Genomic DNA, 26,235 nt, shown 5'->3' on the forward strand with positions numbered 1-26,235 from the left:
GCGACGGCCCGGGCGGCCGCGGCGGCCGGGTCGGCGGCCGGCTCGGAGCGGAGGGTGACGCGGTCGGCGGCGCCGGGGCGGCCGTCCCAGGCGTCCTCGGGACCGGTGACGGCGACGGCGGCGATCACGGTGGTGAAGCCGTGCGTCCCGTCGAGGGTGTGCCGCACCGCCGTGACGTACAGCGGCCGTGCCCCGTCGCCGGGCCGCACCAGGTCGCCCGGCAGCAGCCGGGCGTCGCCGGGAAGCCCGAGCCGGACGGCCGGGCGGGCGGCGCGGGCACCGGCCGACTCCTCGCTCCAGCGCGGCCGGACGTCGTGGACGGCGACCAGGGCGGCCGGGCGGGCGCCGAGGTGCAGCACGCCGTCACGGAACAGCGCGAGGGCGCGCCCGCCGCGGCCGTCGTGCTCGGCCAGCGCCTGCTCCAGGCCGGCCAGGTGCTCCAGGTGGCTGGGCCCGGCGGGCAGCGGTCCGCTCGGCACGGGCTCGCCGTGCACCTGCACGGCCACACCGGCCCGGCGGCCCAACTCGGCCGCCTGGGTGCGGTGGTCGCCGGCCGGCACCGGGGTGCGGGCGGCCGCCGACAGCCGGTGGTAGGCCTCGTCGATCCCGTCCAGTCCCAACTCCGGCCCGAACCGGCCCTGGTGGCGCACCGCCCGGTCGACGACCGCGGCCGCCACCCGGGCCGCCGGGTCGAACGGCCGGGCGGCGCCGGCCGCGCCGTGCAGGTACAACTCGGCCACCAGCGGGCCCGGTTCGGCCAGCATCCGGCCGGCGACGGCATCGGCCAGGCCGCGCACGGTCAGCCGTACGGTGGCGGCGGCGAGACCGGACGGCAGCGCCACCTCGGCCCGCAGGGTGACCACGCCCCGGGTCTGCGCGCCGGACAGCTCCAGCGGCGCAGCTCCGCCGGTGATCCGCAGCGCCCAGTCGCTCACGGCGCACCCCCGAGGTCCCACCAGGCGAGCCTGATCCGGGAGCCGTGGCGGCCCGGCCCCTGCACCGATCCGGCGCGCAACTCCCAGTCCAGCAGGGCGATCTCGGTGGCGAGGCGGGGTGTGCCCGGCAGCTCGACGGTCCGCCGGGCCCCGGCGGTCAGCGGGAGGGCGCCGACGTGGCCGGCGTCGGTGCGCAGCACCAGCCGGAACGTGCGGCCCGGGTCGGCCGGGGTGCTGACGACGGTGGCCGGGTCGGCGTCGTACCAGGTGTCGGCGCGGCCGAGCACCGCCACCACGAACACGCCGAGGCCGGGGTGGAGGGGCAGGTACTCGGGCAGGCCGCCGTCCAGCGCGGCGTCGACCACGGTGGCGCCGGGCGGCAGCGGGTCGGGCTCGGCGGGGGTGAGCAGCCGGAGGATCGGTGCGGTGGGTCTCAACGGTGTCCCTCCCTCGGCGGGTTGTTCACGGGGTTGCTGATGGGGTTGTCCGTGGGGGTGCTCATGCGGTTCATCGGCGGCCGTCCTGGCCGTGGCGGCCGGCCCAGTCGGCGAGCGCCGAGAGGCCGGCCCCCGCCGCGTCGGCCCGCACGTCCGCTCCGCCCTGCCACTCGGGCGCGTGGGCGAGGGTCAGCGAGACCTCGACGACCTCCCGGCGTTCGGCCCGCTCGGCGAAGGACAGGGCGACGATCCGCAGGTCGGTGCGGATGGTGGCCTCGGCCAGCAGGGTCAGCTGCCGGGCCGCCCCGGTGGCGGCGCCCACGAGTCCGGCGCCGACGGACCCGGCCGTGAAGGCGCCGGTCCCGGTCTCGTGCTCGGCCAGCACCTCCAGCGCAGCCCGCCAGGCGGACCGCTCGGGGCCGACCAGCAGCCCGGACACCACGACGGTCTCCCGCACCTCGGCGGGCCCGGTCCGCTCGTACTGGTACTGGCGGCTCAGGTCCAGGCTGGTCACCGCCCACAGGGGTACGGTCACCACCCCGTCCGAGAGGACCAGGGACGGCTGCCCGTACCGCTGGAAACTCGACACGATCGGACTCCCTCTCAGTCCCGGCGCGGGGCGGGGTCGAGCGCCTCCAGCTGGGCGGTGAGCCGCTCCAGCACGAGGTCGGCGATGGCCTGGTGGTCGACCTGGGGCGCGTGGGCGACCTCGATCTCCACCGGGAAGTGGTAGTGCGCGGCCTCGGGCACGTGCGCTCCTCGGTTCGTGACGGGTTCGGGCGGGGCCGGTGGCGCGGGCGGCGCGGGCGGCGCGAGCGGCGCGAGCGGGCCGACGGCGCGGGCGGCCGTCGGCGCCGGGCCGGGCGCGCGGATCAGGGGATCGAGACCGCCGGGCCGGACTTGCCCTCGACCTTCGCGGCGAGCGAGAAGCCGGAGAAGGTCACGGTCGGCGCCCCGGCGACGGTCGCCGACTGCGCGGAGGCGGTGATCACGCAGTCCGACATGACCACCGTGCGGTAGGACCAGTCGGTGCCCGACTGCTCCTGGAGGACGATGTCGAACCGGCCGCCGCGCAGCGCGATCGCGGTCAGCTCGGCGGCGGCCGGGCCGATGGCCTTCACCGTCATCGAGAAGTTGACCTGCGACGGCTGGTAGACGACGCCGATGTGCGTCGCGCCGAGCGAGTGCAGCGGCTCGGCGTTGAGGTTGAAGGTGGTGGACATGGAGTCGATCGGGGCGATCTCGGCGCTCTTGCCGGCGTCGTCGATGTACGCGACGGCCAGGCGGGTGTTCCAGTCGGCCATGGTGGCGGGCTCCCAGGGGTCCTCGGCGGGCGGGTTGGCGGGGTGCTAGTAGGTGACGGCGAGCTTGACGTGCAGACGGTGCACGGCCGGGCCGTAGGTGATCGAGGTCTGGACGTCGACCGCCCGCTGCTCGCGCGCGGCGTGCACGGCGTCCCGGTCGGCCTGGGTCCACTCCGCCTCCGGGCGGCCGAGGACCTCCAGCACCGGGATGCGCACCCCGAAGCCGGCGATCACCGACTCGCGCAGCAGTCCGCCGAGGATGCCCTCGGTGCGCTGCTTGAGCATCGTCAGGCCGGTGCGGGTGATCCGGGCGTCGCCGACGCTGCCGATCAGCCCGGCCCGCAGCAGGAACTCCACGTGGTCGACGATCCGCCGCAGGTCGATGTAGCCGTACGCGGGGTCGGCGGTGAAGGTCTGGCCCTCCGCCAGGTGCAGGCCCTCCCCCGCGATCAGCGCCGGGTCGATCACCGGGTTGAGGCCGGCCTTGGAGAGCTCGATGATCTCCGACGGCCCGTACTGCTTCTCCTTCGGGATCCGCACCCCCTTGACCTGCTTGAGCAGCAGCGAGACGTGCGGCGGGTGCGCGGCGATCACCGCGGCGGCCGCGGCGGCGACGTCGCCGTCGGCGCCCCGGGCCGCGACCAGGACCATCCGGCCGCTGTCGCTGCGCAGCTTGAGCAGCGCGGGGGTGACCACCTTGGCGACGTAGTCCGGTGCCTTCTCCACCTTGGGGTCGATCATCGCGACGCCGATCCGGCGCAGGCCCTTCGCGGAGATCTCCTCGACGTGCGCGCGCAGCGCCAGCAGACCGGCCGGCGGGGTGTCGGTGCCGATGTCGGTCACGCCGGCCAGGCAGACCACGGAGACGTCGTCGACCGCCTCCAGGGCGGCCAGTCCGGCGGCGTGGTCGGTGCCCTTGGTGCGCACGCCGTAGATCTTCTGCGGCAGCCGGTCCTGGGTGAGCGCGAGCAGCAGGCCCTTCTGCAGCACGGTGTCCTGGCCGAACAGGGCACGGGCCTCGTCCGGGGTGGTGACGACGTACGGGACGTTGACGGCGGCGGTCCCGCCGCTCGCTCCGTCCGGGGTGGTGCCGACGATCGCGATCACCCCGCTGGACGGCTGGACGCGGGGCGTCAGCCCGGACTTGTCGATCTCGATGTCGACAAAGGGGTACGCAGTGGGCATGGCTTTCCTCTCCTGCTCTGCCGCCGGTGAACCGGACGGTGGAGGCGGTCAGTTCTGGGATGTCGGGGTGGCGGTCGCGTCGGGGACCACCAGCAGGGCGATCCCCTGGGCGGCCAGCAGCCGTCCGGCCGTCGCCGCACGGGCGGCGCGCTGCCCGGCCGGCCCCGCGACGGCGGAGCCGCCCGGCCAGTCCGGGTCGTCGAACACGTCCGGCGGCACCAGCCAGCCGACCTGGGCCCGGCCGCGCGGCGCCAGCGGCACCGAGCCCGGCACCGCCGCAGCGCCGAGCGCGCCCAGCGCGTCGGCCAGCGCCCGGCTCTCGGCCAGCAGGTCGGCGGGCCGGACGCGCTCGCGGACGAGCAACGCCGCCAGCACCGGCAGCGCCACCGGGCGCGGTGCCCCGGCGCCCGGGGTGTAGCGGACGGTCAGCTCCGGCCCGTCGGCCGGAGCGAGGGGTGCGCCGTCCACCGCACCGACCCGGTCGGCGCCGGCACCGGTGCGCACCGTCACGCTGCCGCGCCACAGTGCGTCGGCGGTGAGCCCGCCGAGGCCGGTCAGGGTGAACCGGCCCTCCTGCCGGGTGCCGCCCGGCGCCGACCAGCCGCCCTCGGCGGTGACCGGGTGCTCCAGCCGCACGCCGAGCCGCAGGTCGGCGAAGTCCGCGCGGTACGGGCCGGCCACGCCGGGCGCCGTCTCGTAGCCGGCGGCCACCAGGTTCTCCAGCGACCGCTGGTCGAAGAGCCGGTCCCGCTGCTCCGGATCGGCCAGTCGGACCAGGGTGCGGTCGCGGAAGTCCATCTCGTCCCTCTCGGTCGGTTCCCGTCATCCGCCACAGAGCGTGTCCGTCGGCGCGTGCAAGTCGCGTGCAAAGCACGTGCAGGGCGGGATTGGGCGGCCGGGAAGCCGGGTAAGGCGCCGGTGGATCGCCGACGAAGTCTGCACACGGTCAAAGCGTTTAGTCGCTGTTGAGTGACCGTCTACGCGCAGAGAGCACGCTGCTCGCTCACGGTGGAAAGCACCGGAGCACGAACGACAGGGAAGGTGGCTCAGCGTGAGCGGCAGAGCGGACGGCAGAGCGGGCGGCAGAGCGGACGGAGTGCACGGCGCGTGGGAGTTCCGTGCGCTCGGACCCCTGGAGATCCGGTTCGACGGCGTCGGCCTGCCGATCGGCGGCGCCCGGCAGCGGGCGGTGCTCGCCACCCTGCTGCTCTCCCCCGGCCGCCCGGTGCCGGTCGGCCCGCTGATCGACAACGTCTGGGGCGGGCGCGAGCCCGCGAGCGCGCTCAACACCCTGCAGAGCTACGTCTCCCGGCTGCGCACCGTCCTCGCCCGCCCCGGGGACACCGGCGGTTCGGCGCCCCGTCTGCTCGGCGGCCCGTCCGGCTACGAGCTCACCGTCCAGGACGAGCAGCTCGACTACCGGCGCGCCGAACGGCTCCTCGACGCCGCCCGGGCCGCGCTCGCCGCCGGCGACCCGACCGCCGCCCACGCATCGGCCCGGGCCGCCCTGTCGCTCTGGCGCGGCCCGGCGCTGGGCGGGCTCCAGGACCTCCCCGCGTTCCAGTGGGAGGCCGCCCGTCTGGACGAAATCCGGCTCGGCGTCGAGCAGTTGATCGCCGAGGCGGACCTCGCGCTCGGCCGCTCGGAGGAGGCGGTGGCCCGGCTCCGGCGGCTCGCCACCGGACACCCGCTGTGGGAGCAGCCGCAGGCGCTGCTGATGCGGGCGCTCTACCGCACCGGCCGGCAGGCGGACGCGCTCGCCCTCTACCAGCGGACCCGCCGCCGGCTCGTCGAGGAGCTCGGGATCGAGCCCGGCGCCGAGCTCGCCGGCGTCCACCGCGCCATCCTGCGCCAGGACCCGCTGCTCGGGCGGGTCTGACTCCCCTGCGGGCGAGGGGCGTTGCCCGTTCGGGTAGCGCGGGCCGGTGCGCGTTGACACCCCTGCGGGCCTGGTCCACCGTAGTCGCAGAGCCGGGCCCCGACCCGACGGGGGCCCGGTGGACGCGCCTGTCAGCGGCGCGACTTCACCGCGTCCCGGGTCCGCGTCCCCCGGCGGACCCGGGACGCGGTGCTGTGGCGGCGGGGCAGCGGGGTGAAGCGGCGGCACCGTTCTCGTAGGCCTCGATGGTGCGCACGAACAGGGCCCGCTCGGCGGGGGCCAGCGGCTCGAAGGCGCTGCGCCAGGCCGCGGCGCCGTTGGCCAGCCAGCCTTCGATCGCCGCCCTGGTCTCCGGTTCCTCGGTGATGGTGACGATGGTGCGGCGGCGGTCGGCCGGATCGGCCTTGCGCTCCACCACGCCCTGCCGGCTGAGGTCGCTGACCATCAGGCTCACCGTCGTCGGCGCCACTTCCAGGCGCGCCGCCAGCCGGCTCACCGGCATCGGCCCGTCGAAGAGCAGATAGGACAGCATCGACAGGTGCCGGGGCGCCAGGTTCGCCGAGCGGAGCTGCTCGGGCACCGGCGTGCGCTTCAGCCGGGCCGCCACCCTCGGCATGAACAGCAGCATCGCCCGGACCGCCTCGTCCGCGCTCAGACCGTCCCCGGGTGCTGTGGACATCCGCTCCGACCCCTTCTCTCGAAGCTCACACCGTACCGGAGCAGCCCTGATCGGCTCCGCGCACGGCTACGGGTTGGTGGTGATGTCCGGGACGTTCACCGGAGCGGGCACCGCCTCGAAGCGGAACACCCGGCCGGACTCGGCCGGGTCGCAGATGAGTTGGACCACCGGAGTGCGCGCGGTCGCCCCGCCCTCCCTCCCCACCACCTACACCAGGAAGCCGAACCCTCCGACTTCCCACCCCCGCTCCCACGAAGAGCGAGCGCTCCCTCACCCGGCACCCTCGCCCACCACCGGAGCACGAAGTCGACCCCGCCGACCTCCCACTCCAGCACCAGCCTTCCGCACCCGCACAGAGGATGAGTGAACGTTTCTCCACGCGGGCGGGGGGGCGGAGAGGCGGGCCGGCCACACGCACAAGCTCACCAACGTGCAGAAACGCTTCCCCTCCGGAGCAGGAAGTCGAACCCGCCGACTTCCCACTCCAACACCGGCCCTCCGCATCCGCACAGAGAGTGAGTGAACGTTTCTCCTCCCGAAGAGGCGGGGGGCTCCTGCTCTGCGGAGTGAGAAGTCGGACCCGCCGACTTCCTGCTCCAGCAGCCGCCGCGCGCACCGGCTGGGGAGGTGAGTGAACGTTTCTCCGCGCGGGCGAGGGGGCGGAGAGGCGGGCCGGCCACGCGCACAAGCTCGCCAACGTGCAGAAACGCTTCCCCTCCGGAGCAGGAAGTCGAACCCGCCGACTTCCTGCTCCACCACCGGCCTTCCGCATCCACGCGGAAGGTGAGTGAACGTTTCTCCTCCCGAAGAGGCGGGGGCTCCTGCTCCAGCAGCCGCCCCGCGCGCCGGTTAGTGCTGTGGCCGCACAGGTGCGCCGGGTTGCGCAGCCGCTGGGTGCGTCTTGTCCTCATCGTCGGGGCAGAACCGGCAACCGTCCGGTCACAGCACCAACGGCTCACGGCGCAGTAGAGTCAGGGTCAGGCATGCAGGGACAGGACCGCGACGTCGCCGCCGAAGCCCACCACGAGCGAGCCTTCCGGGGTCACGGTCAGCGCATGGACCGGCGCGGGAAACACCAGCTCCCGGCCGATCTGCCGCCCGGCGGCCAGCTCCCACAGGCACACCGTTCCATCCGAACCACCGGTGACGACCCGGAGTTCTCCACCGATCACCGCGGTCACCACCGCGGACACGGTGCCCTCGTGGCCGACCAGCCTGCCGACTTCCCGCCCCATGACCAGGTCCCACACGCGTACGGTGGCGTCGTGACCTGCCGTGATCGCGTGGGCTCTGCCGCTGACGACCGCTGTCGCGACCGCCCACGCCTCGCCGTCGTGGCCCGGCAGGGGCTCCCCGACCGGTTGTCCGGTGGTCAGGTCCCACTGCCAGACCTTGCCACCGCTCATACAGCCCACCGCACGGGGCCTGCCATCGATCACCAGCGTGTCGATGGCCATCAGGAAGTCGTCGTGTCCGGTGAGTTCGCCGACCTGTTCCCCACCGGCCAGATCCCAGACCCGCACGGACACGTCGTCGTCGCTGGCGAGCGCACACGGTCGCCCCTGGACGACAGCCGTGCCCAGACACCACACCTCACCGTTGATCCCCGGCAGCTCGCCCGTCCGCCGGCGGGTGGCCAGGTCCCACGCGTATACCGCCCAGTCGCCGGCCGTGACGACGCACGGCCGGCCGTCCACGACCTCCGTCGCCAGCGCCCACACTCTGCCGTTGACGTCGCTCATGGGCCCGCCGACCGGTTGGCCGGTCTCAAGGTCCCGCACCCGGACCGTCCGGTCCTTGCTGCCGGTGACCACGACGTGGCGGCCGTCCGAGAAGGACGTCACCACCGCGTCGACACCGCCGGTGTGACCGGACGGGTTCATCCGGAAGTGCGGGTCACTCTGCGCGCCGGTGGACCACAGCACCTGCCACGGCTCGGTGTCGACATCCTCCACTGACACGGCGGCAATCCGTGCCGACAACTCCCGGTCCCCGTACCGAGCCGCGTCCAGGGCCAGCAACTGCCGCCGCACCCACGCCGGCGCGTCCCGGTGTACGTCCACCGACACCCGGTAGACCGCAGCCATCAGTCGCGCATCGGAATCCGCATCGGAAGCCGGCAACCCCAGAACCCGCTCCGGATCAGCGTTCACCAGCCATGGCAGGTCCGTCCACCACCCTTGCGCCCCCGACGGATCCGATGCCGAAGCGGACACATGAACGTCGTCACTCATGGCCGGAACTCTAGTGATGCGGCCGGACAGGTCCGCCATGACCCAAAGGGTGCGCGAGCAGCCGGTCGGGGTGTTTCTGGCGGGCCCGGCCGGAGCCTGCGGCCCGGCCATGGACTTTCCGCAGGTAGGCGGGAGGCGTTTGCCCTGCGGAGTGGGAAGTCGGACCCGCCGACTTCCTGCTCCGGCATCGGCGCGGGCGGGGGGCGGGGTCAGGTGGGGTGGGTGAGGAGGTGGGCGGTGGGGGTGGTGGTGAGGAGGTGGCCGGCGTGGGAGGTGAGGGTGAGGGCCGGGGGGAAGGGAGTGGTGGGGGTGAAGGGGGGCTCGGGGGTGGTGGTCGGGGGGCGGGTGGTGAGGCCGGTGGGAGTGGTGGCGTGGAGGCGGCCGCCCAGGACGGCGAGGGTGGTGGCGCCGGCCGCGGGGCAGAGGGGGCGCCAGGGGGCGTCCGGGTCGGTGGCGGGCCGGTGGTGCAGGGTGTCGTCGTGCGGGGTGATGGCGAACAGGGTGCCGTCGCACATCGCGAGCGCGCCGGTGCCGGGCGGGGTGCGGCCGAGGGGCGTCCACGGGGCCGGGCCGGGGACCGGGTCGCGGACGAGGAGCCGGTCGTCCTCGGTGACGGCGAGCAGGGCGAGCGGGACCGGCCCGGCGGCCTCGCGCGGAGCGGTGAGGCAGCGGATCCGCGGGGACGGCCCGGCGGCCGGCGGGCACGGCGTCCACGGGAGGTTCTGGTCGGACGGTTCCCGGTGCAGCAGCGTGGTCCCGTCGGCGGCCACCGCGAACAGCAGGCCCTCGCAGGCGGCGAGCGCCCGCACCCCGTCCGCCCGGCCGACGGTGTGCCAGCGCGGCGCAGGTACGGCCCCGCCGAGGCGGTCAAGCACGTTGCGGGTGATCCGGTCGACGATCGGATCACCCAATGCCCGGCCCCAGTTGATGGTGGCGGCGTTGAAGACGGTCCCGGCGCCGAGCCGGAAGACGCCCATGGTCGCCCAGCCGCCCTGCCCGTAGCGGCGCCAGTGCCGCAGGTCGGCGGTGGCGAGCACCGCGAAGGAGCGGGGGGTGCCGTCCCGTCCGGTGGCGCGGGGCACGCCCGCGGACCAGTCGAGTTCGGCGGCGTCGGTCTCGTAGCCGAGCGAGCCCCGCGCGAAGGCGTCCCCGTCGGCGAGCCCGGTGCCCTCGAAGACCCAGTGGTCGGCGAAGCGGACGGTGTAGGACTCGCGGCCGATGACCGCCATGCCGTCGCCCCACGCGCCGGCGCCCTGGCGGAAGCTGACGCCGGTCATGCCGTTCTCCGGCCGGTCCACCGGGGAGCTGGACCACTCGACGGTGGCCCGGCGCGGGTCGGTGGCGGTCACCGGGTCGGCGGCCGCGTCGCGGTGGCAGACCATCGCGCGCCCGCCGTCCGGCTCGTCCTCGACCCGGATCTGCCACCAGGCCGTGTTGGCCGCGAAGAACGCCAGGTTGCCGCCCCGGCGGGCGAACTCCTCGACGCTGTCGCGCATGCCGGCCGACCAGTACTCGTCGTGCCCGTTGACCACCAGCAGGCGGTACCGGGCGAGGGAGGGGGCGAACCCCGGGTCGTCCAGGTCGAAGCCGGAGCAGTACTCGACGGGATACCCGGCCCGGGGCAGCCAGCGCAGCAGCGGCTCCTCCCAGCGCTCGGGCGGCGGCCCGCCGCCGGGGGCGTCGAGCCGGACCCGGGCGGCGCGGCCGGGCTGCTCGGCGTAGTAGAGGCCGCGGCCGGGCTGACCGGCCCGGTGGTAAGCGCGCCAGGTGGCGAACGGGACCGAGACCAGGATGCCGGAGGCCGAGCCGGGACGGGCGGCGCGCACCACGAACCACACCTCGTGCTCGGCGTCGCGCTCGGGCGCGGGCTGCTCGGGACGCTCGTCGTGGAAGCTCGCCCGGTAGAGCGAACTCGGCCAGTGCGCCGGGACGTCGAGGTCCCACCGGGTGACACCGCCGAGGGCCGCCTTCAGCCGCACCTCCCCGCTCACCTCGTCCGTGACGACCACCCGGCCGCGCAGCGGTCGGCCCTCGACGCCCCGCGCGCCGAGGCGGAACCGCAGCCGGCCGCCCTGGACGCAGGACGTCGCCCCGGCCTCGGCCAGCGGACGCGGGACGGGGTCGCCCGCCGTCACGAGACCTGGTCCCCGCGGTCGGTGAACCGTTCCAGCAGGCCGGGCAGCGCCGCCAGCCGGGGCGGGGCTCCGGCGGCGGAGGAGACCACCAGTTCCTCGATCGCCCGCAGATGGGCGTGGATCGCCGCGGGCGGAAGGTGGGCGGTGTCGGCGGTGAGGGTGACGGTGAGCGCGGAGTCGTCACCGGTGAGGTGGAGGCAGTAGCGGCAGGCCACCAGCTCCTGGGTGGCCGGGAAGTCCAGCACGGTGCGGGAGCGAAGTGCGGCCAGCTCCCCGGCCGTAGGCAACTCCGAGGTCTTCAGCGGCCGTTCGACGAGCCGCATGTCGTTGAAGCAGCAGTACGGGTGCACCTCGGTCCCGCGTTCGCGGGCGATCCGGGCGAGCAGCGCGTCCCACTCCACCGGGTCGTAGGCGGCCGCCCGGTAGCCCGCCAGCGCGGCCCGCCACGCGGTCGGCAGCAGATCGGTGAAGACGGCGCCGCCGTCGAGGTCCTCGGGCAGGTCCAGGACGACCAGCGCGTCCTGGGAGAGCGTGCTGACCAGGTCGCGGTGGTCGGCGGCGGCCCGGTTCCCGGCGATCGGCATGACGGCCGCCGCCGCGTGGCCCCGGTCGGCGGCGACCAGGGCCGCACTGGCGGCGAGCAGCACGGTGGAGCCGCTGACCCGGTGGACGGCCGCCAGCGCGTCGACCGCCCGGGGCAGCGCCGCCGACACCAGCCGGCCGGTCCAGAACCGGGGCGCGCACGGCTCGGCGACCGGGTCGGCGAACATCGTCGGCGGCATCCGCCGCAGGTCGGCCTCCCAGCGGGCCAGCGCCGCGGCGCCCCGGCGGCGCCCGGCCGGGCCGTGCTGCTGGTGCGCGAGGTCGTACGGGGTGACCGCGGCGGGGCGGCCCGCCGAACCGCGCCGGGCCAGCAGCCGCAGGTCGCGCACCAGCACCTCGGCGCCGTGCCCGTCCGAGGCGAGGTGGCACAGGGCGAACACGGCGTGGGTGATCCGCCCGCCGCAGCGCACCGCGCCGAACCGCACGGGCCACTCCCCCGTGTAGTCGAAGCGCCGCCCGGTGAGGTCGGCCAGCAGGTCCTCGGCGGCCCGGCCGGTGCGTTCGGGGTCGGGCTCCTCGCGCACCTCGACGGTGATCTCACCGTCGGCGCACAGGAGTTGGCCGGGCTCGCCGTCCTCCCCGAGGGTCAGCCGGGTGCGCAGCGCCTCGTGCCGGGCGAGCAGCGCGGCGACGGCCGCCGCGAGCCGGGGTCCGTCGACGGGCGCGCCCCGGTCGGCGAGCGGGAGGATCCGGCCGAGGTTGAAGTAGTGGTCGTTGGGCGCGGTGCGGCCGATGGCGTGCCAGATGGCGCGCTGGCCCCAGGTGAGCGGGGCACGCCCGGACCGGGTTCCGGTGAAGGGGACGGCGAGGCCGGTGCGTGCGGCGGTGGTCGTTCCGTTCATCCGGCGTGCTCGTGCAGTCGGGCGGCGAGGGCGGTCAGGCCGTCGGTGTGCAGGGCGGGGTCGCCGAGGTCGATCAGCAGCTCGAACTCCTCCTCCAGGCTGTCGGCGAGCCGCAGCAGGGCGAGCGAGGAGACCCCGAGGGCGGTCAACGACTCCTCGGAGGCGAGGAGTTCGGCGACGGTGAGCTGACCGTCGGTGGCGGCGGACACCAGCTCGGCGAGGCGGTCGCGCACGGCGGCGAGCTCGGCGGGACCGGCGGGACCGGCGGGGTGCGCAGGGGCGGTCATCGGGCGGCTCCGCCGGACTGCTCGGCGAGGCGGCGGCGCAGGCTGAGCGGCCGGATGTCCGGCCAGACGCGGTCGACGTGGTCGCTGCACTCCTCCTCGGTGCCGGCGAACCCCTCGGCGCGCCAGCCGGCGGGGATCGGGGCGGCGGCGGGCCAGAGGGCGTGCTGCTCCTCGTCGTTGACGACCACCAGGTACGGGGCTTCGGGGTTCGTGGGGCTCACAGGGCTCACGGGGCTCACTCCTGACGCAGGTCGGTGACGGCGGCGGCGACGCCGCGCACGGTGGGGGTGTCGAAGAAGACGTCCAACGGAACGGCCACGCCGAGCTGTTGGCGGATCCTGGCGGCGATCGCGGTGATCAGCAGCGAGTGGCCGCCGAGGTCGAAGAAGTCCTCGTCCGGGCCGAGGTCGTCCAGCCGCAGCACCTCCCGCCAGATGGCGAGCACGGCGGCGGCGGTCGCGTCGAGTCCGCCCTCCTCCCGCGCCGGGTCCGGCTCGGCGCGCTCGACGGCCGGTTCGGGCAGCGCGGCGCGGTCCAGCTTGCCGTTGGGCGTGAGCGGGAAGGCGTCGAGGACGGTGTAGGCCCCCGGCAGGACGGCGGCCGGCAGGGTGGCCGCGAGGTGGGCGCGCAGCTCCTCGGAGCCGGGCGCCGCCCCGGCGGGGACGACGTAGGCGGCGAGGCGGCGGTCCGCGTCCGGTCCGTACAGGGTGGCGGCGGCCTGGGCGACGGCGGGGTGCTCCGCCAACCGGGCCTCGATCTCGCCGAGTTCGATGCGGTGGCCGCGCAGCTTGACCTGGCTGTCGGCGCGGCCCGCGAACTCCAGGCCGCCACCGGGGTGGCGCCGCACGAGGTCCCCGGTGCGGTAGATCCGGGCACCGGGCGGGCCGTAGGGGTCGGGCAGGAAGCGGCGGGCGGTCAGCCCGGGGCGCCCCCGGTAGCCGTGCGCGACGCCCGCGCCGCCGAGGTACAGCTCACCGGGCAGCCCGTACGGGACGGGCTGCAGGTGCTCGTCGAGGACGTAGGCGCGGGTGTTGGCGAGCGGCTCGCCGATGCTCACCCGGCCGTCGGGGGCGGCGGGTTCGGCGAGGGTGGACCAGACGGTCGTCTCGGTCGGGCCGTAGACGTTGACCAGCCGGGCGGTGGCGGCGGCGAGGTCGGCGGCGAGCGGGGCGGGCAGGGCCTCGCCCCCGGTGAGCGCGGTCAGGCCGCCACCGGTCCCCGCGAGACCGGCCTCCAGCAGGACCCGCCAGCCGCTGGGCGTGGCCTGGACGTGGCTGACGCCCTCCCGGGCGATGAGGTCGAGCAGCGCGGCCCCGTCCCGGTGGGCGCCCTCCGGGGCGAGCACGACGCGGCCGCCGGTGATCAGCGGCAGCAGCAGTTCGACGGTGGAGATGTCGAAGGAGAGCGAGGTCAGGCCGAGCCAGCGGTCCTCGGGGCGGGCGCCGAGGTGGTCGCGCAGGCTGCCGAGGAGGTTGGCGAGCGCGCCGTGCGGCACCTCGACGCCCTTGGGGGCGCCGGTGGAGCCGGAGGTGTAGAGCACGTACGCGGGGTGGTCCGGCGACGGTCCGGTGGGCAGGTCCGCGTCCGCCACCTTGGGCGCCAGGTCCTCCGGCGCGAGGTCGCCCGGCGCGGACGGCTCCCGGGTGATCCGCAGCGCGAGGCCGGAGTCCGCGCGCAGGAAGGCGAGCCGCTCGGCGGGGTACTCCGGGTCGAGCGGGAGGTAGGCCGCCCCGGCCGCCAAGGCGCCCAAAACGGCGACGAGTTGGTCCTTCCCGCGCGGCAGGGCGATGCCGACCGGGGTGCCCGGTCCGGCGCCGTGCCGGGTGAGCGCGGCGGCGGCGTGCGCGACCAGCCGGGCCAGCTCGCGGTAGCGGTACGCGGTGCCGTCGGCGACCAGGGCGACGGCCTCCGGGGTGGCGGCCGCGCGGGCGGCGAACAACGCGGGCACGGTCGCCCCGAGCAGTCCGGGATCCGCTGCGGGCGCGGCGAGTTGGGCGTCCCGTTCACCGGCGCCGAGCAGCGGCAGGCGGCCGACCGGGGTGGCGGGCTCGGCGAGGGCGCCCTCCAGCAGGGTGACGAAGTGGCCGGCGATCCGCTCGGGGGCGCCGGGCTCGAACGCCTCCGTCCGGTACTGCAGGCTGACGTCCAACGCGTCGTCACCGTCGACGAATTGGAGGTTGACGAGGTTGCGGGAGGTACCCGCGAAGCCGGTCCAGCGGACGGTGGCGGCGAGCCCGGGCCCGAAGTCGGGCTCCGGCGTGCCGGAGGGGCGGCGGCGGTAGCTGACGGAGAGCGGGGTGAGGGCGGTGCGCGGGGTGAGGCCGCGGACGGCACGCCCGAGCGGAACGTCCCGGTGCGGGTAGAGCGCCCGCAGCTCGGCGCGCACCGCAGAAGCGAACGCGGCGAACGGCGACTGCGCCGACGGCCCGGTGAACAGCGGGAGTTCGTTGACGGCCAGCCCGACGGCGACCGGCTCGCCGGGACGCCGGACGGACAGCTCGACGGCGGTGGCGGGCGCCGGGTTGCCGTAGCGCAGCAGCAACGCGTGCCAGGCGGCGGTGAGCAGTTCGAAGCGGGTGACGCCCAGCCGTTCGGCGGTCGCGACGAGCGCGGCGTGCCGGGCGCCGTCGATCCGGAACCCGGTCCGCTCTCCGGGGCCGGGCAGGGTGCCGGGCGCGGCGCCCGGGTCGGTGACGGTCCGCAGCCCGGGCAGCAGCGGCAGGCCCGGCTCGCGCCACCGCTCGGCCCAGTGGGCGGTGGCCGGGGCGGGCGACGGCTCCCCAGCCGCCGGGGAGGAAGCCGCCGGGGAAGGGTCCGCCGGGGAGGGGTCCGCCGGGGAGGGGTCCGCCGGAACGAGCGCCTCGCCCCGGTGGGCGGCGGCGAGGTCGGCGACCAGCCGGTCCTTGGACTCGCCGTCGAAGGCCAGGTGGTGCGCGGTGACCAGCAGCACGTGCCGCTCGGCGCCGGTCCGGTACAGGGTGAACCGGGCGAGCGGCCCGGCCGTGAGGTCGAAGCGGGCCGCGCTCTCGTCGGCGAGCAGCTTGTCGAGGTCCTCGGCGGGGCACTCGACGGTCCGCAGCGCCGGCGCGGGCGCGGGCCCGAACACCGGAGCGGGGCCGTCGGGATCGATCCGCCCGGCCAGCACGGGGTGGCGCCGTACGAGCCGGGCGCAGGACGCGGCGAGGGCCCCGGCGTCCAGCGGTCCGGTGAACTCCACCGTGACGGTGAGGTGGTAGGCGGCGCCGGCGTCGAGGGTCTGCTCGGTGAGCCAGATGCCGTGCTGGGCGGGGCTGAGGGAGGTGGTCATCGGATGGCCTCGCTGGTGGTGGGGGTCTCGCCGGCGGTGGTGGGCAGAACGGGGTCGTCGCCGGTCACCAGCCGGCGGAGCTCGCGCTTGAGCACCTTGCCGCCCTCGTTGCGCGGCAGCGCCTCGCGGAACAGCACGGTGGCCGGCAGTTCGTGCGCGGCGAGGTGGCCGAGCAGGAAGGTCCGCAGCGCGGCGGCGGTCGGCGGTTCGGTGCCGGGCGCGGGCACCACGACGGCGGCGACCACCGCGCCGAGCACGGGGTGCGGGACGCCGAACGCGGCGGCGTCGGCGATCAGCGGATGGGCGTGCAGGGCGTTCTCGACCTGGAGCGTGGAGACCTTGTGGGCACCGGACTTGACGACGTCCTTCTCCCGGTCGAGCAGGTGCAGGAAGCCGTCGGCGTCGATCCGGCCGAGGTCGCCCATCCGCACCCACGCGCCCTGGAACACCGCCCGGTCGCGCTCGCCGAGGTAGCCGCGCGGCGCGGTGGGCGAGCGCAGCCACAGCTCGCCCGCCTCGCCGGGCGGCAGCGGGCGGCCGTCGGCGTCGGTGATCCGCAGGTCGGCGAGCGAGGCGGGCTGGCCGGGCGAGTCGGGGTGCTCCGGGTCGAACAGCAGGGTGATCTGGGCGGGCGCGGCCTCGGTGGAGGTGTAGTAGTTGGTGATCTGGGCGCGCGGGAAGGCCCGGCTGAGCGCCAGGGCGACCGGCTGGGGCAGCGCGGCGGCCGTGGAGCCGACCAGTCGGACGCCGCCGAGGTCGGCCTTGGCCAGGGCCGCCGAGGCGAGCAGTTCGATCGCCATGGCGGGGACCAGGAAGACGCTGCCGATGCCGTGTTCGGCGATCAGCCGGACGAACCGCAGCGGGGTGAACTGCGGGGCGGCGACGCAGGTGGCGTGCGCGTTGAGCGCGTTGACCAGCATGGTCTGCCCGGCGTTGGTGCCGACCGGGAAGGCGTGCAGGAAGGCCTGCGAGTGCCGCAGCGGGCGGCGGCGTTCGTCGAGGGTGCAGCCGTACGCCAGGTTGGCGTGGGTGGCGGTGACGCCCTTGGGGGTGCCGGTGGTGCCGGAGGTGTAGAGGATCTGGGCCGGCGCGCCCGGGTCGACGGGCGGCAGCTCCGGCTCGGCGGGGTGGCCGGCGGCGTCGGCCTCGGTGAGCGGGCGCACCCCGGCGAGGTCCGGGGCGTCGCCGGTGTGCAGCAGCAGCGCCGCGCCCGAGTCGGCGAGGGCGTGGGCGGTGACGGCGGGGGCGAGCCGGTCGGAGAGCGGGACGGCGACGCCGCCGGCCCGCAGCACGGCGAGGTGGGCGACGGCGTAGGCCGCCCAGTCGGCGGTGCCGTGGCGCAGTGCGACCCGGTCGCCGGGCCGCAGTCCGGCGGCGAGCAGGGCGGCGGCGAGGGCCCCGGAGCGGGCCTGCCAGGCGCCGAAGCCGAGCCGGTCGGTGCCGTTGACGACGGCGGTCCGCTCGGGGTGGGCGGCCGCCCGGTGGGCGAGCAGCTGGGGCAGGCTGGTGGGGACGGCGCGGTTCACACGGCCTCCCGGGCGGCGTCCGAGGACCGGCGGGCGGCGGCGGCCCGGGCGCGCTCGCGCAGGCCGACCAGGTCGTCCGGTTCGGCGTCCGGCACCTCGCGGTCGAAGCGGGCGAGCGAGGGCAGCCGCAGGCCGACGGCGACCAGGACGAGCATGGCGAGCCCGAACAGCACGTACATCAGCGCGATGCCGCGCCCGGGGCCGGTGCCGATCAGCGGGCCGAAGACCGGCGCGAGCGCGCCGTCCGGTTCCATCAGCGGGCCGAACACGGCCGAGCCGAGCGGGGCGATGACGCCGTGGCCGAGCGGCAGGGTGGACCAGGCGACCAGGGTGTTCAGCGCGAAGACCCGGCCGTGGAACCGCTGCGGCACCTTGACCTGGACGATCGTCGAGTAGACGCCGTTGACCAGGGAGAGCGCGAAGGACATCCCGAACGCGCCGGCGGCGATCACCCAGAGTCCGGCGTGCAGGCCGGTGACGGCGCCGGCCAGGGCGAGGACGGCGGCGAGGCCGAGCATGCCGCGCAGCCGGTGACGGCGCGGTCCGCCCCAGAAGCCCATGGCGATGCCGCCGAGCAGGGCCCCGGCGCCACCGGCGACGGCGACCCGGGCGGCGCCGTCCAGGTCGGAGAAGGCGAGCACCATCGGGGTGGTGAGCAGGAACAGCGGGGAGAGGAAGACGTTCAGCCCGGCGAACCAGAGCAGCATGGAGCGGAAGCCGCGCTGGCGCCAGGAGTAGCCGAAGCCCTGCTTGATCTCCTCCACCAGCGGTTCGCGCCTGGTCCACGGCAGGGTGCGCGGGAAGCGCACCGCCAGCAGGATGGCGACGGCGATCGTGTAGCTGACCACGTCGATGATCAGGATGCCGCGCAGGCCGATCGCGGCGAGCAGCGCGACCGCGACCAGCGGGACGACGAACTGTGCCGCTCCGAAAGCCAGTTGCACGACGCCGTTGGCGTGGCCGAGGTACTGCTTGGGGACGATCTGGGGCACCGCGGAGGCGTAGGCGAGGCGTTGGAAGGTGAGCGCGACGGAGAGCACGCCGAGCAGCACGTAGACCTGCCAGGAGTGCAACTGCCCCGCGAGCAGCAGCGCGAGCATGGCGGCCTGGGTGGCCCCGGCGGCGACGTCCCCGGCGAGCATCACCTTGCGCCGGTCGAGCCGGTCGACCAGGGCGCCGGCCACCGGGCCGACGACGATGCCCGGCAGCATGGCGATGACGGCGTAGAGCGCGTAGCGGGCCATCGAGCCGGTCTCCAGCAGGATCCAGATCGGCAGCGCGAACTCGGTGAGCGCCGAGCCGGTGATCGAGACCAACTGGCCTGCGGCGACGGCCAGGAAGCGGCCCATGCTGGGCTGCGGGCCGTCCTCCGCCGCGGCGGGCCCGGCGACCGCCTCCTCCTCGGGGGCGTCGGGTGCGCCGGTCTCGCCGTGGTACCACCAGGAGCTGTCCGGTCCGCGCGCCGGCAGGGTGTCGGTCCGCCCGGCGAGGACGGCGCGGTGCACGGTGGTGACGGCCTCGACGACCTCCGCCGCCCGGTACTTGACGAAGAAGTGCCCGCCCTGGTCGAGCACCGCGACGGCGGAGCGCTCGGCGAGCAGCAGCCACTCGCGGTACCGCTCCTGGTAGAAGTCGGCGGCCGGGTCGTGGTCGCCGACCAGCGAGACCAGCGGGGCGCGCAGCCGGGGCGCTCCGGCGGCGACCTCCTCGATGGCCCGGGTGAAGTACGCCTCGGCGGCCTTGGAGTCGCGGCGCATGTTGCCGACGATGAACCGGACCTGTTCCTGGTCGAGTTCGGAGGTGTCGACGCCCATGCCGGTGAGCCAGTTGAGGTAGACCCGGTCGCCGAGCAGCGGCTCCAGGGCGGCGATGCCGCTGAGCGCGGTGAGCACCTTGCTGCGGGGCTTGGCGAACGGGAACTGGGCGCCGGCGTAGACGGCTTCGAGCTCCCGGCCGGAGGCCTCCAGCAGCCGGGCGGTGGCGACGGCGAGGGCGGTGCCGACCCCGCAGTGGCCGTAGACGACGACCGGGCCCTCGACCCGCTCGCGCACCTCGGCGGCCAGCTGCTCGGCCAACTCGTCGAAGGGAAGGTGCTGTTCGGTGACGCCGATGTCGTGGCCGGGGATCGCGACGGCCCACAGTTCGGTGTCGGCGGGCAGCAGGTCGGCGACCGGCTGGTAGACGACGGCGCTGCCGCCGCCGTAGGGGACGCAGACCAGGGTGAGCCGGCGGCGCTCGGCCGGGACGGGCCGGGTGAGCCGGTGCAGCAGCCGGCGCGGGCCCCGGTCCTGCTCGTCGAGGGTGGCGAGGGCGGCGAGGTCGTGGACGGTGCGGCAGGTGAAGAGGTCCATCACGCTGACCGGGCGGGCGCCGGCCTCGGTGAGCCGCTTGCGGGCCTTGGCGACGACCTGGGTGGCGAGCAGCGAGTGGCCACCGAGGTCGAAGAAGTCCTCGTCGGTGCCGACCTCGGGCAGGCCGAGCACCTCGGCCCAGATCTCCGCGAGCACCCGCTCGGCCTCGGTGGCGGGCTTGGCGGCGCCGGCGTCGCGGCGCAGCTGCGGGGCGGGCAGGGCGCGGCGGTCGAGCTTGCCGTTGGGGGTGAGCGGCAGGGCGGGCAGCACGGCGAAGGCGGCCGGGACCTGGTGGTCGGGGAGGACGCGCTTGAGGGCGGCGCGCAGGGCGGCCGGGTCGGGCTCCTCGGCGCCGGGGGCCGGGACGAGGTAGCCGGTGAGCCGCTTGTCGCCGGGCCGGTCCTCGCGCACGACGACGGCGGCGTCGGCGATGTCCGGCCGGGCGCGCAGGGCGGCCTCGGTCTCGCCGGGTTCGATCCGCAGGCCGCGGATCTTGACCTGCTGGTCGATCCGGCCGAGGTGTTCCAGGGTGCCGTCGGGGCGGCGGCGGGCGAGGTCGCCGGTGCGGTAGAGCCTGGCGCCGGGCGGGCCGTAGGGGTCGGGGACGAACCGGGCGGCGGTGAGGCCGGGGCGGCGGTGGTAGCCGAGGGCGACCGCGGCGCCGCCGATGTGGAGTTCGCCGGGAGCGCCGGGCGGTACCGGTCGCAGGGCGGAATCCAGCACGTACAGGCGGGTGTTGTCGATCGGCAGGCCGATCGGGACGGTCCGCAGCGGGCCTTCGCACTCCCAGGAGGAGACGTCGACGGCGGCCTCGGTGGGCCCGTAGAGGTTGGCGAGCGCGCAGTCGGGCAGCCGGGTGGTGAACTCCCGTGCGGTGTCGGGCGGCAGGGCCTCGCCGCTGCACACCACCCGGCGCAGGCTCGCGCAGCGCTCCAGGCCGTCCTCGGCGAGGAAGACGGTGAGCATGGCGGGCACGAAGTGCGCGACGGTGACACCGGCGCGCACGATCAGGTCGCGCAGGTAGCCGGCGTCCTTCTGGCCGCCGGGCTTGGCGAGCACGATCCGGGCGCCGGTGATCAGCGGCCAGAAGAACTCCCAGACGGAGACGTCGAATCCGGCCGGGGTCTTCTGCAGGACGCGGTCGCCGGGACCGAGCCGGTAGGTCTCCTGCATCCACTGGAGGCGGTTGGCGATGGCCCGGTGGGTGTTGGGCACGCCCTTGGGGCGGCCGGTGGAGCCGGAGGTGTAGATCAGGTAGGCGGTGTCGTCGGGGGCCGGCCCGGCGGGGCGCGGGGCCTTGGCGCGGACCTTGGGCCATTCGGCGGGGTCGTCGAGCAGCAGGACGCGGGCGGTGCAGCCGTCGGGGACGGGCAGCCGGCGCTGGGTGAGCAGGACGGGGGCGGCGCTGTCGGCGAGCAGGAAGGCCAGCCGTTCGGCGGGGTAGCCGGGTTCCAGCGGGGTGTAGCCGGCGCCGGTGCGCAGCACGCCGAGGAGTCCGGCGACGAGTTCGGGCGAGCGTTCGGCGCTGATCGCGACCAGGCTGCCGGGGCCGATGCCCTCGGCGGCCAGCCGGACGGCGATCCGGTCGGCGGCCGCGTCGAGCTGGCGGTACGTCAGAAAGGCCCCGTCCTCGAAGGAGACGGCGACGGCGTCGGGGGTGCGGGCGGTCTGCTCGGCGACCAGGGCGGTGAGGGTGGTGGCCGGGCGCTCGGTCGCGGTGTCGTTGAACCGCTCGACCTCGAAGGCGCGTTCGGCCTCGGGGAGGTCGTCGAGGGCGGACAGCGGTGCGTCGGGGCGGTCGGCGATCGCGGTCAGCAGCCGGCCGAGGTGCTCGCCGAGGCGGGCGATGTCGGCCTCGGCGAAGAGGTCGGTGTTGTAGTTGAACGAGCCGAGCAGGCCCTGCGGCCACTCCTGGAGGAACAGCTCCAGGTCGAACCGGGTGCCGCTGGCGCGCACGCCGAACGGTTCGACCTCGACGGGCAGTTCGTCCGGGGCGGCGGTCTCGCGCTGGACGGCGTAGTTCTGCACGGCGAGCACGGCCTGGAAGACCGGCGGGCGGCTGACGTCGCGGGGGACCTTGAGCTCGGTGACCAGCTGGGCGAAGGGCAGTTCCTGGTGGGCGTAGGCCTCCAGGCAGGTGTCCCGGGTGCGGCGCAGCAGCTCGGTGAAGGTCGGGTCGCCCTCCAGCCGGGCGGGCAGCGCCAGCACATTGACGAACATGCCGACCAGCGGTTCGAGTTCGGGCTCGGGGCGGCCGGCGATGGGCGAGCCGACGGCGAAGTCGCGCTGGCCGCTGAACCGGGCCAGCAGGGTCTGGAAGGCGGCGAGCAGCACCATGTAGACGGTGGCGTCGTGGCGCTTGCCGAGCTCGGTGAGGCGGTCGAGCAGCGGGCGGTCGACCTCGAAGCCGTAGCCGGCGCCGTCGAAGGTCTGGCGCGGCGGGCGCGGCGCGGCGCAGGCGAGTTCGAGGGGTTCGACGCCGGCGAGTTCGCGCGCCCAGTGGGCGACCTCGGCGGCCAGCCGGTCGCCGCTCAGCCGTTCGCGCTGCCAGATGGCGAAGTCGCCGTACTGGACGGCGAGTGCGGGCAGCGGGTCGGGCCGCCCGGCGGCGTAGGCGGCGTAGCCGCGCAGGACCTCGCCGAGCAGCACCTCGCTGGACCAGCCGTCGCTGACGCTGTGGTGGACGACGAGCAGCAGCACGTGGTCGTCGGCGGCGAGCCGGACGAGGTGGGCGCGCAGCAGCGGGCCGTGCTCCAGGTCGAAGGGGACGGCGGCGGCCTCGTCGACCAGCCGTTCGGCGTGCGCGGGGTCGTCCGCCTCGGCGAGGGTGAGGTCGGCGGGGCCGGGCGGATCGACGACCAGCAGCGGGCGGCCGTCGTCGGTGGCCGGGTAGCGCGAGCGCAGGGTCTCGTGCCGGGCGAGGGAGGCGTCCAGGGCGCGGCGCAGGGCGGGGACGTCGAGCGGGCCGCGCAGCCGGCGCACCACCGGGATGTTGTAGGCGGCGGTGCCGGGGGCGAACTGCTCCATGAACCAGAGCCGTTCCTGGGCGTAGGAGAGCGGCACGGGCGCGTCGGCGGCGCGGCGGGCGATCGTCTGCCGGGGCGCGGTGCGGTTCCTGAGGCGGCGGCTGAGGAGTTCGCGCTTGGCGGCGGTGAGCCCGGCGGAGGGGACGGCGCCGGAGGGGGCGTCGGCGGAGGGGGTGTCGGCGGAGGGGGCGTCGGCGGCGGCCGGGGTGTCGGCAGGGGCCGGGGTGGGGGCGGTTTCGGTGCTCATGACGGCGTTGCGGTCCCTTCCAGGGCGTCCTGCGCGGCGAGCAGTTCCTCGGCGGCGGCGTCGGACAGCGCGTCGAGTTCGGCGACCAGGGCGACTTCGACGGCGTCGGCGAAGGCGGCCACCGTGCGGTGGGTGAAGAGGGTGCGCAGCGGCACGGCGAGGTCGGCCGCGGCGCGGATGCGGGCGACGACCCGGGTGGCGAGCAGGGAGTGGCCGCCGAGGTCGAAGAAGTCGTCGTGGACGCCGACCCGGTCGAGGCCCAGGACCTCCTGCCAGACCTCGGCGACCAGTTCCTCGGCCTCGGTGCGCGGGGCGAGGTAGGCGGCGCGCAGTTCGGGGCGGGTGTCGGGGTCGGGCAGCGCGCGGTGGTCGAGCTTGCCGTTGGGGGTGAGCGGCAGCGCGTCGAGGACGAGGACGGCGTTGGGGACGAGGTGGGCGGGCAGGGTGGCGGCGAGCGCGACGCGCAGGTCCTCGGGCGCGGGCGCGGCCGGCCCGGCGGGCACCACGTAGCCCAGCAGCCGGTCCTCGCGGGCCAGTACGGCGGCCTGGCCCACCCCGGGCCGGGCGAGCAGCGCGGACTCGACCTCGCCGGGCTCGACCCGGTAGCCGCGCACCTTGACCTGGGTGTCGATCCGGCCGAGGAACTCCAGGGCGCCGTCGGCGCGCCTGCGCACCAGGTCGCCGGTGCGGTAGCGGCGGGCGCCGGGCGGGCCGTCCGGGTCGGGCACGAAGGCGCGGGCGGTGGCGCCCGGGCGGCCGAGGTAACCGTCGGTGACGCCGGCGCCGCCGACGACGAGTTCGCCGGGCGTGCCGGGCGGCACCGGGCGGCCGTGACGGTCGAGCACGGCGACGGTGGTGGCGCCGATGGGCCGGCCGATCGGCGGACGGCGGCCGGTGTCGGCGGCGCCGAGGTCGGCGGTGGTGGCGATGACGGTGGTCTCGGTGGGCCCGTAGGAGTTGACCAGCCGGACGGTGTCGCCGAACCGGGCGCGCCAGGCGGCGACGGCCTCCGGGCGGACCTGGTCGGCGCCGAGGATCAGCAGCCGCAGGCTCGCCGGCCAGGGCGTGGCGTCGAGGTCGGCGACCAGCTGGTGCCAGTACGGGGTGGGCAGGTCGAGGACGGTGAGCCCGGCGGCTGCGGGTTCGGCGAGCTGGTCGGGCAGCGCGGCGCCGGCCTCGGCGACGACCAGGGTGGCCCCGGCGGCGAGGGCCGGGAACACCTCCTCGGCACAGGTGTCGAAGGAGAGCGAGGCGTACTGCAGGACGCGGTCGGCGGCGGTGAGGCGGTAGCCCTCGCGCATCCAGGCGACCCGGGCGGCGAGCGCGCGGTGCGGGACGAGCACGCCCTTGGGGGTGCCGGTGGAGCCGGAGGTGTAGATGACGTAGGCGGCGTCGTCGGGCCCGGCGGCGGCGTGCGCGGGCGGGGTGCCGCCGGCGCCGGGGACCGGGAGCACCGGGAGCACCGGCACGGCGGCGGGCAGTCCGTCGACGGGCGCGCCGTCCGCGGTGACCAGGGCGGTGGCGCCGCTGTCGGTCAGCATGAAGGCGAGCCGGGCGGCCGGGTACTCCGGGTCCAGCGGCAGGTAGCCGGCCCCGGCCCGCCAGGCGGCGAGCATGGCCACCACGGCCTGCGGCCCGCGCGGCAGGCAGAACGCGACCAGGTCGCCGCGGCGCACCCCGGCGGCCGTCAGCCGGGCGGCCAGCGCACCCGAGGCGGCGGCGAGTTCCGCGCGGGTGAAGCGGGTGTCGCGCCCCTCGACGGCGATGGCGTCCGGCCGGTCGGCGGCCGCCCGGTCGATCGCTTCGAGCACGGTGGCCGGGTGGGCGGGCAGCGCGGGCCCGGTGGCGCCGGCCGCCGCCTCGGCGAGTTCCTCGGCGTCGAGCAGCGGCAGCAGGTGGACCGGGGTGTCCGGGGCGGCGAGCGCGGCGCGCAGCAGGGTCTCGAAGCGGCGGCCGAGCCGGACGGTCCACGCCTCGTCGAGCAGGTCGGTGCGGTAGCCGAAGACGGCGTGCAGGTCCTCGCCGTCGGGGCGGACGTCCAGGGCGAGTTCGAACTTGGCGGCGGTGTGGCCGCCGTCGGTCTCGACGCAGCGCAGGTCGGCGAAGGCGTGCTCGCCGAGGGCGCCGCCGCTCTGGGTGTGCACGGTGAGCAGGGTCTGGAAGAGCGGGGTGCGCGCGGGGTCACGGTCGGGGCGCAGGTCCTCGGCGAGCTGCTCGAACGGCACCCGGCCGTGGCCGAGCGCGCCGAGCCAGTCGCCGCGCACCCGGCGCAGCAGGGTGTCGAAGGTGGGCGCGCCGGCGAGGTCGGCGCGCAGCACCAGGGCGGAGGAGAAGTACCCGACGGTCCGTTCGCTGTCGACCGTGGTGCGGGCGGCGGTGGGCACGCCGACGCAGAAGTCGTCCTGGCCGGTGCAGCGGTGCAGCAGGGCCTGGTAGGCGGCGGCCAGCACCATGAAGGGGGTGAGCCGGCGGGCCCGGGCGAAGGCGTCGAGTTCGGGGCCGAGGCCGCGCAGGATCCGGGTGTGGAAGGCGCCGGCGCTGCTCGGTTCGGCGGGCCGGGGCCGGTCCAGCGGCAGGTCGAGGGCGGGTGCGCCGGCGAGCCGGTCGCGCCAGTAGGTGAGCGCCTCGGCGGCCTCGGGCCCGGCCAGCCAGGCGCGTTCGGCGGCGGCGTGGTCGGCGAAGGAGGGCGGGGCGGGCAGGTCGGGCTGCGGGCCGCCGGTGCGGTGGGCGGCGTAGCGCTCGGCGAGTTCGGTGCGCAGCAGGCCGAGGCTCCAGCCGTCGGCGACGATGTGGTGCAGCACCAGGCAGAGCACGTGCTCCTGCTCTCCGGTGCGCAGCAGGGCGGCGCGCAGCAGGGGTCCGGCGGCGAGGTCGAAGCCGCGGTTGACGCGTGCGGCGAGGGCGGCGTCCACCTCGTCCGCGGGCCGTCCGCGCAGGTCGGCGAGGTCGAGCGGGACGGGCGCCGGGGCGTCGACGACGGCGGTGGGCCGGCCGTCCTCGGCGGGGAAGCGGGTGCGCAGCGCCTCGTGCCGGGCCACCACGCCGTCGAGCGCGGCGCGCAGCGACTCGGTGGACGGCTCGCCGGTCAGGCGCAGCACGAGGGGGATGTTGTAGGAGGGGTCGCCCGGGTCCAGCTGGTCGAGGAACCAGAGCCGTTCCTGGCCGACGGTCAGGGCGGTCGGCCGGTCGGGCCCGGCGGGCCCGTCGGTTAAGGAGGTCGGCCGGTCGGGCCCGGCGGGGCCGTCGGTGTCGGGGGTC

The 26,235-nt window shown here is 76.0% G+C and carries 19 protein-coding genes; 1 reads left to right on the forward strand and 18 read right to left on the reverse strand.

Going from position 1 to position 26,235, the window contains the following annotated elements; translation table 11 throughout:
* The 7 genes from ACFXAM_RS26405 to ACFXAM_RS26435 all read right to left on the reverse strand — a co-directional run.
* Positions 1 to 935, reverse strand: a 935-nt coding sequence (locus ACFXAM_RS26405; protein WP_380294754.1) for a hypothetical protein, incomplete at its 3' end; no start/stop codon positions are given.
* Positions 932 to 1,372 (reverse strand): hypothetical protein, encoded by a 441-nt coding sequence (locus tag ACFXAM_RS26410; protein ID WP_380294755.1) that lies wholly within the window; start codon positions 1,370 to 1,372, stop codon positions 932 to 934. The genes ACFXAM_RS26410 and ACFXAM_RS26405, both read right to left, overlap by 4 nt.
* 70 nt (positions 1,373 to 1,442) lie before the next feature.
* Complete coding sequence (locus ACFXAM_RS26415) at positions 1,443 to 1,961, reverse strand: hypothetical protein (RefSeq protein WP_380294757.1); 519 nt, start codon at positions 1,959 to 1,961, stop codon at positions 1,443 to 1,445.
* 14 nt (positions 1,962 to 1,975) lie between these two features.
* Positions 1,976 to 2,122, reverse strand: coding sequence for a hypothetical protein (locus tag ACFXAM_RS26420; RefSeq protein ID WP_350547294.1), 147 nt, complete (start codon positions 2,120 to 2,122; stop codon positions 1,976 to 1,978).
* Positions 2,123 to 2,244: 122 nt separating this feature from the next.
* Complete coding sequence (locus ACFXAM_RS26425; protein WP_380294759.1) at positions 2,245 to 2,676, reverse strand: hypothetical protein; 432 nt, start codon at positions 2,674 to 2,676, stop codon at positions 2,245 to 2,247.
* Between the two features lie 45 nt (positions 2,677 to 2,721).
* The gene (locus ACFXAM_RS26430; RefSeq protein WP_380294761.1) at positions 2,722 to 3,861 is read right to left on the reverse strand and encodes a hypothetical protein; all 1,140 of its coding nucleotides are present in this window, start codon (positions 3,859 to 3,861) and stop codon (positions 2,722 to 2,724) included.
* Between the two features lie 48 nt (positions 3,862 to 3,909).
* A complete protein-coding gene (locus ACFXAM_RS26435; protein WP_380294763.1) occupies positions 3,910 to 4,659 on the reverse strand; it encodes a hypothetical protein in 750 nt (249 codons plus the stop codon).
* Between the two features lie 253 nt (positions 4,660 to 4,912).
* On the opposite strand from ACFXAM_RS26435, the gene ACFXAM_RS26440 reads away from it, so the two are divergent.
* On the forward strand, positions 4,913 to 5,740 hold the full coding sequence (locus ACFXAM_RS26440) for a BTAD domain-containing putative transcriptional regulator (protein WP_380294765.1): 828 nt from the start codon (positions 4,913 to 4,915) through the stop codon (positions 5,738 to 5,740).
* Positions 5,741 to 5,885: 145 nt separating this feature from the next.
* On the opposite strand, the gene ACFXAM_RS26445 is transcribed toward ACFXAM_RS26440, so the two are convergent.
* From ACFXAM_RS26445 to ACFXAM_RS26495, 11 genes are all read right to left on the reverse strand, one after another.
* Positions 5,886 to 6,419 carry a MarR family winged helix-turn-helix transcriptional regulator gene (locus tag ACFXAM_RS26445; protein ID WP_380294767.1) on the reverse strand — a complete coding sequence of 178 codons (534 nt, stop codon included), beginning with the start codon at positions 6,417 to 6,419 and terminating at the stop codon, positions 5,886 to 5,888.
* A gap of 66 nt (positions 6,420 to 6,485) precedes the next feature.
* Positions 6,486 to 6,626, reverse strand: coding sequence for a hypothetical protein (locus ACFXAM_RS26450; protein ID WP_380294769.1), 141 nt, complete (start codon positions 6,624 to 6,626; stop codon positions 6,486 to 6,488).
* Between the two features lie 770 nt (positions 6,627 to 7,396).
* Positions 7,397 to 8,653, reverse strand: coding sequence for a WD40 repeat domain-containing protein (locus tag ACFXAM_RS26455; RefSeq protein ID WP_380294770.1), 1,257 nt, complete (start codon positions 8,651 to 8,653; stop codon positions 7,397 to 7,399).
* Between the two features lie 209 nt (positions 8,654 to 8,862).
* The gene (locus tag ACFXAM_RS26460) at positions 8,863 to 10,788 is read right to left on the reverse strand and encodes a N,N-dimethylformamidase beta subunit family domain-containing protein (RefSeq protein ID WP_380294771.1); all 1,926 of its coding nucleotides are present in this window, start codon (positions 10,786 to 10,788) and stop codon (positions 8,863 to 8,865) included.
* Positions 10,785 to 12,233, reverse strand: coding sequence for a condensation domain-containing protein (locus ACFXAM_RS26465; protein WP_380294772.1), 1,449 nt, complete (start codon positions 12,231 to 12,233; stop codon positions 10,785 to 10,787). The genes ACFXAM_RS26460 and ACFXAM_RS26465 overlap by 4 nt, the downstream gene beginning before the upstream one ends.
* The gene (locus tag ACFXAM_RS26470; RefSeq protein ID WP_380294774.1) at positions 12,230 to 12,520 is read right to left on the reverse strand and encodes a hypothetical protein; all 291 of its coding nucleotides are present in this window, start codon (positions 12,518 to 12,520) and stop codon (positions 12,230 to 12,232) included. The genes ACFXAM_RS26465 and ACFXAM_RS26470 overlap by 4 nt, the downstream gene beginning before the upstream one ends.
* Positions 12,517 to 12,750: an MbtH family protein gene (locus tag ACFXAM_RS26475; protein ID WP_380294776.1), complete on the reverse strand. Its 234-nt coding sequence runs from the start codon at positions 12,748 to 12,750 to the stop codon at positions 12,517 to 12,519. Before ACFXAM_RS26475 ends, ACFXAM_RS26470 begins: the two co-directional genes overlap by 4 nt.
* Before the next feature lie 5 nt (positions 12,751 to 12,755).
* A complete protein-coding gene (locus ACFXAM_RS26480; RefSeq protein WP_380294778.1) occupies positions 12,756 to 15,827 on the reverse strand; it encodes an amino acid adenylation domain-containing protein in 3,072 nt (1,023 codons plus the stop codon).
* Positions 15,824 to 17,353 (reverse strand): class I adenylate-forming enzyme family protein, encoded by a 1,530-nt coding sequence (locus tag ACFXAM_RS26485; protein ID WP_380294780.1) that lies wholly within the window; start codon positions 17,351 to 17,353, stop codon positions 15,824 to 15,826. Before ACFXAM_RS26485 ends, ACFXAM_RS26480 begins: the two co-directional genes overlap by 4 nt.
* The gene (locus tag ACFXAM_RS26490; protein WP_380294782.1) at positions 17,350 to 22,977 is read right to left on the reverse strand and encodes an amino acid adenylation domain-containing protein; all 5,628 of its coding nucleotides are present in this window, start codon (positions 22,975 to 22,977) and stop codon (positions 17,350 to 17,352) included. The genes ACFXAM_RS26485 and ACFXAM_RS26490 overlap by 4 nt, the downstream gene beginning before the upstream one ends.
* Positions 22,974 to 26,235 (reverse strand): amino acid adenylation domain-containing protein (locus tag ACFXAM_RS26495; RefSeq protein WP_380294784.1); only part of this gene is annotated, 3,262 nt, incomplete at its 5' end. The genes ACFXAM_RS26495 and ACFXAM_RS26490, both read right to left, overlap by 4 nt.

Origin of the sequence: Kitasatospora sp. NPDC059462 (assembly GCF_042749955.1) — a bacterium.
In the GTDB taxonomy this organism is placed as follows: Bacteria; Actinomycetota; Actinomycetes; order Streptomycetales; family Streptomycetaceae; genus Kitasatospora.

What these genes read in the sequence shown, in the direction of transcription:
- ACFXAM_RS26425 (WP_380294759.1), bottom strand. Translation starts at nt 2,676, where the DNA reads ATGGCCGACTGGAACACCCGCCTGGCCGTCGCGTACATCGACGACGCC.
- ACFXAM_RS26430 (WP_380294761.1), bottom strand. Translation starts at nt 3,861, where the DNA reads ATGCCCACTGCGTACCCCTTTGTCGACATCGAGATCGACAAGTCCGGG.
- ACFXAM_RS26435 (WP_380294763.1), bottom strand. Translation starts at nt 4,659, where the DNA reads ATGGACTTCCGCGACCGCACCCTGGTCCGACTGGCCGATCCGGAGCAG.
- ACFXAM_RS26445 (WP_380294767.1), bottom strand. Translation starts at nt 6,419, where the DNA reads ATGTCCACAGCACCCGGGGACGGTCTGAGCGCGGACGAGGCGGTCCGG.
- ACFXAM_RS26455 (WP_380294770.1), bottom strand. Translation starts at nt 8,653, where the DNA reads ATGAGTGACGACGTTCATGTGTCCGCTTCGGCATCGGATCCGTCGGGG.
- ACFXAM_RS26465 (WP_380294772.1), bottom strand. Translation starts at nt 12,233, where the DNA reads ATGAACGGAACGACCACCGCCGCACGCACCGGCCTCGCCGTCCCCTTC.
- ACFXAM_RS26470 (WP_380294774.1), bottom strand. Translation starts at nt 12,520, where the DNA reads ATGACCGCCCCTGCGCACCCCGCCGGTCCCGCCGGTCCCGCCGAGCTC.
- ACFXAM_RS26480 (WP_380294778.1), bottom strand. Translation starts at nt 15,827, where the DNA reads ATGACCACCTCCCTCAGCCCCGCCCAGCACGGCATCTGGCTCACCGAG.
- ACFXAM_RS26490 (WP_380294782.1), bottom strand. Translation starts at nt 22,977, where the DNA reads ATGAGCACCGAAACCGCCCCCACCCCGGCCCCTGCCGACACCCCGGCC.